We start from the raw sequence: 12,939 nt of genomic DNA, 5'->3' as shown, positions 1-12,939 counted from the left end.
GATAAAATAAAAAACTAGAATTATTACTTGAATAACTTCTAGTTCTATAATACGAAAGATAAGTCTAAGAGAACGACTTATCTTAATGATGATCTAGAAGATCCTACATTATAAGCACTTATGTGCTTATTTTTTTCTTTTAGAAGATCTCTGATTTCTTCTAATAATGCAATGTCTTCTGGTTTTGGTGCAGGGACTGCTTCTTCTTCCTTCTTACGGAAACTTATGACCTTATTAATCGCTTTAATGCAGATAAAGATACAGAAAGCCATTAATAAGAAGTTAATGAGGTTAGAAAGGAATGATCCATACTTGATATTAATATTATTCACTTTAAGTGTAAGTTCTGTAATATCAGATGGAATCTTGATGATTGCAGATAATACAGGCATGATAATGTCCTGTACAAGAGATGTAACAACAGCAGTGATGGCAGTACCTAAAATAACACCGACAGCCATATCAATGACATTGCCTTTGAATGCGAATTCTTTGAATTCCTTCCAAAGTTTTTTCATGTTGTACCCCTATATTTAGTTTATGCAGCAGGTATTTCGTCTTCTTCTGTATTTCCACTTATGGTGTTGATGAAATCCTTGCTGATAATAAATGCCTGATCAAATGGATTGATTAATAAAGCATCATAGTCACCAGTGCCTAAGAATGTGGCAATGTGCTCATCAAATGGACGACAGTCGCTGATTAATACCTGACCTTCCTGTAATTTAACATTGTCTTTGATGCCCCATTTATCAATCTGTTCATTAGATGTAAAGAGTGGTAAATAACTCATTTCGTTACCTTCTTCATCTTCTGCAGATAATGAAGGAATAATCATAGACGATTCTTTTTTAAGTTCATATGTACCATCTGGTAAAGTCATTAAATCAGATTCATTTACAATAGCCATTAATGCAAGACATGAACGTGATACAATATCATCCATAAGTAATCCGAATTTTTCTTTTTCTTCTTCACCTTGTGCTTCCATATATTCATCATATAACCAAGAGAATTCCATATTACCTGGTACTCTATGACCAATTGTTTCATGATGGTCTACACCTTCATTTTCTTCAATACCCATATGGCTTAATGTATCTCTAGTTAGAGTAAATGCTTCTGTTTCTGGATCAATGACCATACCATAGACTTCATCATCACCTGTATTAAATAATTCATTTAATAAGAATTCATAGTCTGCTTCTACTAATACATTATGGCGATCTGGGAAATCAGCATCTTCTAGAATAGAAGAGTTCTGTGCATTTTCTACACTAGTATAAATAGCATACCATTCATCTCCATCATCATCACATACTGTCTGTAAGAAGTATAAATCTTCATCTTCATCATCATCGTCTACAGAAATATATGTTAAGAATGTAGAAGCCTTTAATGTATGCATTAAATCATCTTCTAGTTTAGTGGCAGTAAAAGAAGCTTCTCCATATTTACCACAGCTTTCTTTCCAATCTTTATCAGCAGTTGTTTCTACTAGTGTTGTGTTTAATAATGGTTTACTCATTCTTTTACTCCTCCCCTTCTACTAATCCCATTGCAGCTAGGATTTCTTTTGTAAGTACAATATTATCTGTGAATGGATTAATAACGAGTGCATCAAAGTTTTCACCATTATTAAGTCCTCCTAGATGAGTCTCAAGATCAGCAGTCATTAGTAATGCTTTTCTTTCTTCATCTTCAGCATTCCAGCCATCTAATGTTTCAATATCTTCCTGTGATGTAAAGATTGGGACAATGTTTGCTTGATCACCATTAGCTTCACTTGTTAACATTCTGATTGCAAGATCTGCATCTGTTCTAATAATATATGTATTACCATCTTCTTCTTCTAAATCTTCTTTTCTCACTATAATAGGTAATGCGAATAAAGCATCCTCAAATGCTTCCATCATATGACTAAAGATTTCTGCTCTCTTATCATCATCTTTAGAATTTTCGAAGATCTTCCATACTTCTTTAATAAAGATGTTTGCAGGAGTGATGTTTCCTAAATCTTCTGTATTGTTTAAACCAATACATAAACGTTTAGAAATCTGTACTAATTCTTCTCTTGTAAGAATATAGTCATCACTAAATGGGTTAATCACAATACCATCAATCTGTTCAACATCCGCAAGTGTTAATTCTTTTGCTAGGAAAGCATAGTTGACTTCTACTGCTTCTACTTTTCTTCCTTCCATAGATGTTTCAGGTTTCGCAATACTACTTTCTAGTTCTTTCATTGAAGTATAAACAGAAATAAAGTTCTTACTTCCATCCTGTAGTGAAATAGTAAAGAATGAATGATCATATTCAATATTTTCACCATTTTCTGGTAAGTTCATATAACCATAATAATGTGATTCTGTTAGATTCTTAAGGAATGCTTTGTAGGCTACTTCTTTGTCATCCTGAGCTTTTTTCCATGCATCAAGGGATTCAGTCCATCTTGATGTAGTGAATGCTTGAGCATCTTTTAAATGTTTGTAATTCAACTTCTTTTCCTCCTTAGTTGATAGTTTCTTTATTATAAAACATTTCATCTAGCATGTCTTTAGAAAAGCCTAGATGATCTGTAAAAGGATTAATGAGAATACCACAGAATGCATTACTAGAAAAGAGTATATCCTTGTAAAACTCAAATGATTGACATGTAATAATCATTTCCATATCTGGTTCATTATGATCAAGATTCACTCTTTTAATATCATTTAATCCTGTAAATAAACTAATATAGAGTTTATTAGGATCAGCATGAGAACACATAAGTGGTTTGATATAAATATCAGCACCTGTGTGCAAAGCAAGTTCTCCTGTCTTATTTGTATATAAGTCTTTCTTATTTACAAGTACTGAACAGGCAAAGACCCCATCCTCCATAAGGTCTTCTACACTTTCTTTTAATAACTCTTTTATATGAGGATCTTTACCATTAGAATGATAGATCTTCATATTCTTTCTAAACTTTAAATTAGCTGGTACAAGACTTGGTAAATCTTCTTGATGATTAATACCTGTTGTTGTATTATGTCCTATACTATTTAATAGTTTCTCATCAGCTATGAGCTTTTGTGAGAAAGGATTAATCACTAAACCATTCAGACCTTCTGTACGTGTATATATCTCTTCTAAGAGACGTTTATAAGAAGCTACCATTACTTCTACCTGATAACCTACTTGTGGTTCAGGAAGGTCTATATAGTCTGTAATCTCCTTTATACTTGTGAAAGCAGGTAAATAGGATTGTTGATCTTCACCAGACACAGAAATGATTTCATAATCTTGAGTATCATAATTCAGTGGTCTTTGAACCATTACAAGATAGTCTGAATGAGATATTAAATAATGAAAATGTTCTGTGATATCTGTATGAAGATCATAGCCATGAAACCAAAGGTTAAAGAGATTGTTCCATTCTTCATCATCAGGATAATATTGTGGTGATACAATACTTAAACCATTGTAATCCATAAAAAACCTCCTTTCTTCTCTATTGTATCATGTTAGAGGTGATAAGAGGTTTGTATTCTTACAATTATTTTAATAATTCTAGCACTTTTAGAAGATTTTCTTTGATACATAATAAGTGAGACTGTGTCATATCACTAATATCTACTAGATCAGGTATTCCAATAACATCTATACCTGCAGCATCTGCTGCAATAATACCATTTCTAGAATCTTCTAAAATAAATGTTTCTTCTTTTTTAAGATTATATAATTCTATTGCTTTATTGAAAATTTCAGGGTTTGGTTTAGCACGAGTGACATGATCACCACATACAAACTTATCAAAGTACTTGTCTAAACCAGCAGACTTGAGAGAAAATAGTACATCTGGTTCAAATGTAGAACTAGTAAGAACTAATGTATAACCATTATCTTTTAGATAAGTTAGTAGTTCATGTGCACCTTTTTTAACAGGCATAGGGTTTGTTTCTAAATATTTTCTTGTTTCTTTAATTTTATCATCTCTAAAGCGAGTAAAATAGTATCTATTTCCCGTAATCTTCTCTAACATTTCTTGTGCTGCTAGACCGTTTGAACCTATTGTTTTATAGGCAGCTTCTGGGTTAAATGGTTCATTGTGTTTAGCGAATACTTTTTCCCACATCTTGATTCCTAAAGCTTCACTATCAATGAGTAATCCGTCCATATCAAATAATACATTTTTTTTATTTTCCAACATATGATTAATCCTCCATATCAATACTGTATCATTATATAGTGAGATTGGGTATATGTAAAATAATTATTGATAGCGATTACAGTTTGTGCTATACTTATAAATGAAAAGAAAAGCAGAAAAAAGACTTGAATATTCCCCCATTCGAGTCTTTTTTTTTGCGTTTAATTTACTTTTTTTGATGCCTGCATATATTCTGCCTGGAAGTTCTCAACGAATTTGGCAGCCATTGTAGTTGTGTAGTGTTCTGTTTCTGCGATGTACTCATCTACATATACATCTGTATGATATCCGAAGGAATGTAAGAAACTACTTAATAGCTTAGTAAGATCATTGTAGTAATTAATGCCTGATTGTTCTTCTATCATACCTGTCATTAAAGAGTAGTATAAGCAGAAATTAACAGAACCAGAACGATTAGATGTCATAGCATCTATACCATACCATACAGGATTCTCCTCTATAGTATAGGACCCGTTTTCCATCATAGTATATACTTCTTCCGGGTCAAAGGGTATATGTGCTTCTTCGTAAAATTCATCTAATAATTCTATTTGATGATCCCTAGAGAGGGTACTGTGAGAAACGATTTGATAACTTATTCCTAAGCAGTAGGTATTGAAGCAGTCTAAAGCATTGATGTTGTTGAAGAGTTGTTTGTACATACTACTGTCTTTTACATTAATATAAAGTTCGTTAAGTTTGCGTTTAAATGAATGAAAGTCTGATAGTTTCATAGTTGTTTACCCCTTTCCAATAATTATTATACTGATTGATTTATGTATTTCAAGAAATCAAAAAGTGGATAGATATGGAGTAAGGATACAGATTAAGTTTAAAAGACCAATCGTTTAAAATTGGTCTTTTAAGTGTTTGGTTAGACTATCATTTGATCAGTTAAAATACTGAATAACATCATTTGCGATAATACATATGTTATATCTAGCAAATAAATATATGGTAGCAAATTAGTTGTGTTATTTTGAACTGCATGCAAATAGTCTTAATCTAGCAAAATAATAGATGGTAGCAAAACTTATAGACAGTGAAGCCTTAGGAATCAAGAGTCATCTTCTAGCAAAATAATAGATGGTAGCTGCAAAACCACCGGTGTAAGGCACCCATGCTGCACCAGGTCATCTTCTTGCAAAATAATAGATGGTAGCAAAACGGGCATATATATTCATGTATGTCTTTTTTAGTCATCTTCTAGCAAAATAATAGATGGTAGCAAAACAAGTTTAGTAGGGCGACTCGCTAGAGACCGTCATCTTCTAGCAAAATAATAGATGGTAGCAAAACGGTTCATATCATAGAGATATGATACACACTGTCATCTTCTAGCAAAATAATAGATGGTAGCAAAACATTCAATGATACAGAATACAAGCAGAACTAGTCATCTTCTAGCAAAATAATAGATGGTAGCAAAACTGGTAGCAGTGCAATTAAAAGAAGAAGAAGGTCATCTTCTAGCAAAATAATAGATGGTAGCAAAACGTAGTTCTCCGTTATTGTTATAGAGACAATGTCATCTTCTAGCAAAATAATAGATGGTAGCAAAACGTATCGAACGCATGGCACTTTAGTGACGATGTCATCTTCTAGCAAAATAATAGATGGTAGCAAAACCAATCGCTTCGCTTAAAACTTTCATACAGGGTCATCTTCTAGCAAAATAATAGATGGTAGCAAAACAGACTTTTCCAAATCTATTTCCACTAACCCGTCATCTTCTAGCAAAATAATAGATGGTAGCAAAACTAGATAGTTGTATGCCATTGATTGCTTATAGTCATCTTCTAGCAAAATAATAGATGGTAGCAAAACAAGCAGAATTAAATAGACAGTATAGTACTGGTCATCTTCTAGCAAAATAATAGATGGTAGCAAAACAGGAATATGGAATGGAATAGTCAGTATTTAGTCATCTTCTAGCAAAATAATAGATGGTAGCAAAACCACTCTTTTTTTTATTTAATCACATTCAAGTCATCTTCTAGCAAAATAATAGATGGTAGCAAAACATGTATTGAGAAGGACTAATTCACCAGCAGTCATCTTCTAGCAAAATAATAGATGGTAGCAAAACGATTGTGCAGTTGTAGATGTACCTGCATATGTCATCTTCTAGCAAAATAATAGATGGTAGCAAAACAATCCGTTACGGTTTTAGTTGCTTCATCAGGTCATCTTCTAGCAAAATAATAGATGGTAGCAAAACCAATAGTGTTTTTGGTAAACTCATATCTTTGTCATCTTCTAGCAAAATAATAGATGGTAGCAAAACACAGGTTCTACTTCAATGGGTTGTGGTGATGTCATCTTCTAGCAAAATAATAGATGGTAGCAAAACTAACTTATCAATCAATCCCACTATTCAACAGTCATCTTCTAGCAAAATAATAGATGGTAGCAAAACATGTGTATTCTCTTGTCACTGCATCAACAAGTCATCTTCTAGCAAAATAATAGATGGTAGCAAAACGATCTTCTTTATAACTTTGAATTATCTTTTGTCATCTTCTAGCAAAATAATAGATGGTAGCAAAACGCTTTATCTTTGCCCATTTTCAACAAAAGGGTCATCTTCTAGCAAAATAATAGATGGTAGCAAAACACTACATACAACAGTTACAGATTATTATCGTCATCTTCTAGCAAAATAATAGATGGTAGCAAAACGGAAAATAGTTTCAAAAAGAAACAAAATGCGGTCATCTTCTAGCAAAATAATAGATGGTAGCAAAACCTCAAACTGATTTTATCACATAATTGAGATTTTAACTACTTTTTATAATATGACATCAAGTTATTGATCAAGCTTATATGTTCCCTACTATTTAAATCCTTTAAATATTCATTAATCATATTTTTTATGTCCTCCAATGTATATAAGTTGGTTGATTTCTCATTCAAAATATAATAAACCATTTCTTCATTCGCAAAATCTAAGAAATAATCCTCTTCAACACATATATTTTCTATTTCTACATCTCTAATTGTCTTAGAAAATACTATGCAATATACCCTATCATTAGATATTTCATCTATTTTACTTCTTATTTCATCGGTAAGAAGAGGAATATCAATAAATAGAATAATATAAGCGTATTTCTTAGAATTCACCGCAATATAATTAATCATATTGAGCTGTAATATCACCAAATCCTCATATGATAAATCATATTCATCCTTATAAGATTCATCTTCATAATAGTGTGCTGTTACCAACTTAGTAAGTAGCTTAGGAGAGTATGTAGAAAACTCACTTTGTACAAATGCATTTTCACTTACTTCATCTGATAGTGATTCAACAAGTATATTGAATGTGTTTAATGTATCCATATAATCGATACTAGAATATAAAGTCTCTAGATATTTAAGCATAAGAGACTTCGTACTGAGTTTTGCATCCTCATTAATAGAATAGTTTTCAGTCACTTCATAAAAGAACGTGTTTTTCTTATCTACTGGATTATCATCAATCTTAAAATAACATTCACTACCAATCTCTTCTCTGTATCCACTTATTGTTTTATTAAAATATTGTCTTACAGCTTGTTTTATATAGAACTTATTCACTGCATTAGACCCTAATACATACTTTGTATGATCAATAATAATAGTTCTATTAATATTTCCGTTACTAATCAACAATTGTTTCATAGTTCTATAAAACTTTCTACATTTACAGTTTCTTCCTGTAATGATTTGCCACCTACAATAATTTCTATTTTTGCATACTGTTTTTCTGTCACTACAAGTATTCTTATTTGTCCCTCTTTAGGGACATTCTTTCTGAGGATATTTATATGTTTGACTGCAGCTTCTCTATTTGCGAATATCTTACAATAGACAGAAAACTGCATCATCATATATCCATTCTTTATCAAATACCTTCTGAACACATTATATGTATGTCTTTGTTTAGGTGTCATCACTGGAAGATCAAAAAATAGTATTAAACGCATAAACTCATATTTCATTGTCATATGCAATTGGAAACGGAAATAGAATTTCATTTGATTGATCATCAATAAATCTAAAAACTGAATCAAGATACAGATTAATCGCATTTCCTATTGTCTGTTTTCTATTATCTATATTTATTTTCTTGTTTGTGAGGTCTATCAATTCTTTCTTATGTGCTGTTTTAAACAATATCTCATCTAACAGATTATTATAAACATAATCATCTACTATTGGTCTAAACACTTCTATTATGTCATCACTTAGATTAAAGCTATTCTGTTTACCTCTATGGAAAAAAGCAAGATTAGGCAAATAACCTTTACCCACAATAATGGATGTAATAAGTGCTCGGAATATACTATATCCGTAGTTTAATCCAGCATTCACAACATCTTCGTCCATTCTTACGAAATTTTCTCCATACATTTCTCGAAAATACATCTTAGAAGCTAAACCTTCTCTATTAGTGATATCTCCATTTAATACAGTTTCACTGTATTCTTTTAGTTTACCTACTACGTCTTCACTCTTATGATTTTTTCTTAATATGATATATTGGTTTATTATTTTATGTTTTACGATTTCTCTATGTAAAATCTTTTTTGTTTCATCTGTCCATTCTATTTGTTTAGCTATATTACCACTTGTTGCGTAATTCCCATTCATTGGTAATATATATGTCTTTGGAAGATGATCAACACCACAAAGAATGGTACAAACATTCTTTTCAGATAGTTTGTTCATTAAAGGAACTGTTAAATAAGCTTTATAATTATCAATAACTAAAATCTGAATATCTGCAATTGGAATAAGAATATCAGTATTCTCTTTTTCTACCTTTAAATTATCAAGATATAGATGCAGATGCTCAGCTTGTGATATGTATATGACCTTGTAACCCATAAACAATATAAAAAGAAAAGGCTCCTTATAGGAGCCGAATCCGGGATAAACCCTTGTTTTGCTAGGTCATATATTATTTTGCTAGATTATAACCTGCTACTATTGTACCCTATTTGAATTCTAATTTCAAGTTATTATCTTTTACTTCATACAGATTTCCTAAAACATCCGTAGCATATTTACGAACATCTAATAGTGGATTAACTGCAACCATGAGTTGTTTCTTAGACTTTGTATATAAAGGTTTTACCTCTATTTTATTTGCAGCATCACTATTTGTCGCAGTAAATTTAACTACTTCTGGGGTAACACCATCATGATACTTAGTATTACCATCGGATTCTGTAGAATCATCATAAATATACTTCTGGCCTTCTTCCTTCACTATTCCAACTAATTCATCATGATGTAAAGAACAGAGAAATATGGCTTCATCACTAATCTTTTTCTTAGCCTTTTCTGACTGATACCAATCTCTATCAATACAGTATAATCCTAATAATTCCTTAAAAGAAACATCTTTATATCTAATAGTGACCATCTTTATCTTACCATCAGTATCACGATAGAAATCCGTTCTATACGGGCTAATCTGTTTTAAGATAACTTTCTTACCATGTTTAGTATTATAATTCTTGCTGATATCAATGTGATTACCTAGCTTTTCAGCATAATACTTTATACAAGTAATTTCAGAGCCATTACCCTTCTTAGAAAACTTGCGGATCTTACCAAATTCTTCTTTATAGGCAGTTAATGGGTTTTCTCCCTTCAACTTAACACCTTTCTTATCCTTTGTATACTGTTTAGGATCATCTTTGAATGTTTCATAATGATCTAATACAATTCTTGTAATCTCCTCAAATGTTGCAGGATCCTTCTTAGCCATAATATATTTATCTTCTGCTTTACCGTTCACAATATCTTCTACCAGATTCTTAAACTTTGGATCATAGATATCTTTGTATTTCTGAACTAAGATTTCTTCTCCATTTATTACTCTTGTAGAATAGATTGTTTCATCTGCAACCTGTCTATTTGGTTTAGTATCTACTTTATGAGATATCTTAATTGGCGCATATGCCAATTGGTTTCTAGTCATAATACCACGATAGTATTTATTACTTTCATCATAGATATTCTTTAGTGTAGAAATAAATTCAATGTATTTAGGATCAAAGAATTCTTCTTTACCAGGTACCTTCTTTACTTCTCCTGTATCCTGATTATATAAATCTTTTAATTCATACTTTGCGAGACAACCATTAAGAAGTCCCATTGTCTTAACTGATGCAATGATAAGTCCATCTACTGCATGGTGTAAATAGTCTTCTTCACGTTCTTTTGGTAAGTTAATCTGTGTTCTAAACTTATGAGTAATATTACCATTTAGTGTAAATACTTTAGTAGGTATTTCATTTGCTTTAAAGTAGTCTGTTAAAGTATTTAATACCACTCTATTTGCATAACTTGTATCAATCAAGTTACGTGCAATAAACTTCTGCACAACATCCATCTTAGTAATATCATCTTTGTACAATAAGTAATTTTTCTTTCTTCTAGAGAATCTCTTAGAAGACTGCACAACAGAAATATAAGTCTGTAAATCACCACTTAATCCTAGTGTTGGATTATCAAACAAATGCTTATTATAGGCGTCAATTGGTGTTCTATTACCCTTTGCTTTGTTTTCGTTGGCAGTTGCTAGAATTTTGTTGTTGTAAGAATCATCCAATGAAATAGAAATTGGAATAATATGGTCTATTTCTGTATAACGTGGATTAGTAATAACTTCACCTAGAATAAGAGGTTCTAATGTATACGCACTCTTTCCATCCTGTTCCAAATAAAGTCTGACCTTCATTTTAGTCTTACCATTAATCTTATCAGGATTATAACCATTTTCCTTTAATAAAGTATCTACTTCTTTATTCTTCTCTTCATAGAACTTCTGTCTGTTATTAATGCTCTTTTTCTGATCAGCTGAATTCTTTTCTCTTGTCATTTCCACTACAATCGTATCGAATTCACCATATTTTCTACGTAATGCATTAATTACCTTAAACGTTTCTCTTTGTGCTCTTTTTGTTACTGGAGAAAGAATAGCTGTATCATCTGCTTCAATAGACTTTTTCCCCTTTAATGCAGATACATCTTTACCTTTATGAATCTGCTGAATCAACTGCATCTGGTTGTAATTAGAAACATACATTTCTTCATTTAGTTCTCTCATAGCCTTTAGAGATAAACTATGATAGTTCGCAATACCGTCTAGGTTTGCAAGTTTATATACTGTTTCATCAGTAATTAATGATGAGTTAATAAGATTCAATAATTGTTTTCTTTCTTCAATACCTTTTCTATTTGTTAGAATTTCTATGATTTGATCTAATACTTCATAGTCTTCAAGGGAAATAGTTTCTCCACAATCTTTAAAACATTTCTTTAACTTTGCATATCCTTTAAATTCACTCTTTAAAGGCTTTTTGTTCTTATCGATTCTAAAGCCAGAAATATTAGTTAAATCAGTTCCTAAAATCTTCGCAACATCTTTTGGTTCAACCTTTGCTTTCTTAGTTACAATCTTAAATACCTCATCCTTCTGATCCATTGTAATCTTCTTATCGCCATTATAAGTAAGATTATTTAAATCATTTAATAAGTTAAAGATATCACTAGTCACAGCTAATTTAGGTGCACGTGGTTCATCAGGATAAACACTACATTTACCTCTCATTTTTTCAATCAAATCAATTGGTTCTTTCTGATTTGCTTCAATATAACGACCATATGGTGTTGGTGACTTCTGGCTACCTGGACCTTCATAATAAGCACGTTTTCTAGATACAATCTGTACAATTGCTTCACATGCTTCTTCTGATAATTCCTGATGACTTAATATTTCATTTAACTCTTTGATATAGTCTTTTGTTTTAAAGTTATTATGATGCCCTCTAATAGATTCTCCGCTATTAAGCAATTCTAACTGTAGTTCACAGATATATTTACCATCTGCAAGTTTTTTAGAGTTAGCCTGTAATATTTCTTTTAGTTCACCAGTTTCCTTGCTTGCTTCTTCTGTATCATCTACTGTCTCAATTGTACTACCTCTTCTTTTTGTAATATGCAATATTGCAGTCGCAAGTTCTTCATTAGTTAACTTCTCTTTCAACCCTTTAACACGTATTTCATATACATTATCCAACGAATGGAAATCATCATTAATAATTCCTAAAGACTTCAATAAATGTTTCATATCATTAAGTCTAGTTGCTTTACGTGATATAAGTCTTCTATGCCCTCTTGTAGTACGACGTGTTTCATTCTCTGCAGCAGTACCTTCTTTAAACAGTCTTACCCCATAATCTACAAATTCATACTTATCAATATCGATTACACCATATCCGACACTAGTTATCCCTATGTCTAATCCCAAAACTAATCGTCCCATATTTTTACCTTCTTTCTGTAATCATTAATATAATTCTATCAAATTAAAACTACCACCACAATCAGTACATATTATATTTTACAATCACAACATTTGTACTTCTTACTATTATTATACTCCTATTAAAACATTATTTTCTCACGTAACCCTCCGACAGCGCCTTTTTAGAGGCACTTACTAAATTTTTTCTCTTTTTTTTGATGAATTTCTCATTATTTTCTGTTAAAAAACAAAAAAAGATCACCTACGGTGATCATGGTAAGGAAATCGGATTTTGGTATGAGCTATTCCCTTACCCATCCATTACTATACACTAGTTTTACTCTTTATGCACCTTTTTGCAGTTTTAGAAAAAACTATTAAAAAGAAAGTAGACTAACCTATCACTAGGCTAGTCCCTTATCAAACCGTACGTGCACTA

10 protein-coding genes and 1 CRISPR repeat array are annotated in these 12,939 nt (G+C 31.4%); all 10 genes read right to left on the bottom strand.

The genetic code is table 11. The annotated features are described in order from the left end of the window. Nucleotides 1–77 precede the first annotated feature (77 nt). Nucleotides 78–518: a large conductance mechanosensitive channel protein MscL gene (mscL, locus tag DW269_RS10700; RefSeq protein WP_117459822.1), complete on the bottom strand. Its 441-nt coding sequence runs from the start codon at nucleotides 516–518 to the stop codon at nucleotides 78–80. 20 nt (nucleotides 519–538) lie between these two features. Next, nucleotides 539–1,528, bottom strand: a complete 990-nt coding sequence (locus DW269_RS10695; protein ID WP_117459820.1) for an SseB family protein — start codon at nucleotides 1,526–1,528, stop codon at nucleotides 539–541. Between the two features lie 4 nt (nucleotides 1,529–1,532). Beyond that, nucleotides 1,533–2,498 (bottom strand): SseB family protein, encoded by a 966-nt coding sequence (locus DW269_RS10690; protein ID WP_158546359.1) that lies wholly within the window; start codon nucleotides 2,496–2,498, stop codon nucleotides 1,533–1,535. A gap of 13 nt (nucleotides 2,499–2,511) precedes the next feature. After that, nucleotides 2,512–3,474: an SseB family protein gene (locus tag DW269_RS10685; RefSeq protein WP_117459816.1), complete on the bottom strand. Its 963-nt coding sequence runs from the start codon at nucleotides 3,472–3,474 to the stop codon at nucleotides 2,512–2,514. A gap of 64 nt (nucleotides 3,475–3,538) precedes the next feature. Further along, nucleotides 3,539–4,192, bottom strand: a complete 654-nt coding sequence (locus tag DW269_RS10680; protein WP_117459815.1) for an HAD family phosphatase — start codon at nucleotides 4,190–4,192, stop codon at nucleotides 3,539–3,541. Between the two features lie 161 nt (nucleotides 4,193–4,353). Continuing rightward, complete coding sequence (locus DW269_RS12560) at nucleotides 4,354–4,926, bottom strand: hypothetical protein (RefSeq protein ID WP_147321697.1); 573 nt, start codon at nucleotides 4,924–4,926, stop codon at nucleotides 4,354–4,356. Between the two features lie 197 nt (nucleotides 4,927–5,123). Next, nucleotides 5,124–6,941: a CRISPR direct-repeat array (repeat unit 36 nt; unit sequence GTCATCTTCTAGCAAAATAATAGATGGTAGCAAAAC). Between the two features lie 35 nt (nucleotides 6,942–6,976). Next, nucleotides 6,977–7,858, bottom strand: coding sequence for a hypothetical protein (locus DW269_RS10670; RefSeq protein WP_117459811.1), 882 nt, complete (start codon nucleotides 7,856–7,858; stop codon nucleotides 6,977–6,979). Beyond that, nucleotides 7,855–8,163 carry a CRISPR-associated endonuclease Cas2 gene (gene cas2 / locus DW269_RS10665; RefSeq protein ID WP_233503290.1) on the bottom strand — a complete coding sequence of 103 codons (309 nt, stop codon included), beginning with the start codon at nucleotides 8,161–8,163 and terminating at the stop codon, nucleotides 7,855–7,857. The genes DW269_RS10670 and cas2 overlap by 4 nt, the downstream gene beginning before the upstream one ends. A gap of 4 nt (nucleotides 8,164–8,167) precedes the next feature. Continuing rightward, entirely contained in the window at nucleotides 8,168–9,067 is a 900-nt protein-coding gene (gene cas1 / locus DW269_RS10660) for a type II CRISPR-associated endonuclease Cas1 (protein WP_117459809.1), read from the bottom strand. Between the two features lie 109 nt (nucleotides 9,068–9,176). Next, a complete protein-coding gene (gene cas9, locus DW269_RS10655; protein ID WP_117459807.1) occupies nucleotides 9,177–12,518 on the bottom strand; it encodes a type II CRISPR RNA-guided endonuclease Cas9 in 3,342 nt (1,113 codons plus the stop codon). Nucleotides 12,519–12,939: the final 421 nt, after the last annotated feature.

The sequence above is a fragment of the Catenibacterium sp. AM22-6LB genome, assembly GCF_003435615.1.
Lineage (GTDB): Bacteria > Bacillota_I > Bacilli_A > Erysipelotrichales > Coprobacillaceae > Catenibacterium > Catenibacterium mitsuoka_A.
The sequence above is the reverse complement of the archived record's forward strand: the minus strand, read 5'-3'. Positions and strand labels throughout refer to the sequence as shown.

What these genes read in the sequence shown, in the direction of transcription:
- mscL (WP_117459822.1), bottom strand. Translation starts at nt 518, where the DNA reads ATGAAAAAACTTTGGAAGGAATTCAAAGAATTCGCATTCAAAGGCAAT.
- DW269_RS10695 (WP_117459820.1), bottom strand. Translation starts at nt 1,528, where the DNA reads ATGAGTAAACCATTATTAAACACAACACTAGTAGAAACAACTGCTGAT.
- DW269_RS10685 (WP_117459816.1), bottom strand. Translation starts at nt 3,474, where the DNA reads ATGGATTACAATGGTTTAAGTATTGTATCACCACAATATTATCCTGAT.
- DW269_RS10680 (WP_117459815.1), bottom strand. Translation starts at nt 4,192, where the DNA reads ATGTTGGAAAATAAAAAAAATGTATTATTTGATATGGACGGATTACTC.
- DW269_RS12560 (WP_147321697.1), bottom strand. Translation starts at nt 4,926, where the DNA reads ATGAAACTATCAGACTTTCATTCATTTAAACGCAAACTTAACGAACTT.
- DW269_RS10670 (WP_117459811.1), bottom strand. Translation starts at nt 7,858, where the DNA reads ATGAAACAATTGTTGATTAGTAACGGAAATATTAATAGAACTATTATT.
- cas2 (WP_233503290.1), bottom strand. Translation starts at nt 8,163, where the DNA reads ATGCGTTTAATACTATTTTTTGATCTTCCAGTGATGACACCTAAACAA.
- cas1 (WP_117459809.1), bottom strand. Translation starts at nt 9,067, where the DNA reads ATGGGTTACAAGGTCATATACATATCACAAGCTGAGCATCTGCATCTA.
- cas9 (WP_117459807.1), bottom strand. Translation starts at nt 12,518, where the DNA reads ATGGGACGATTAGTTTTGGGATTAGACATAGGGATAACTAGTGTCGGA.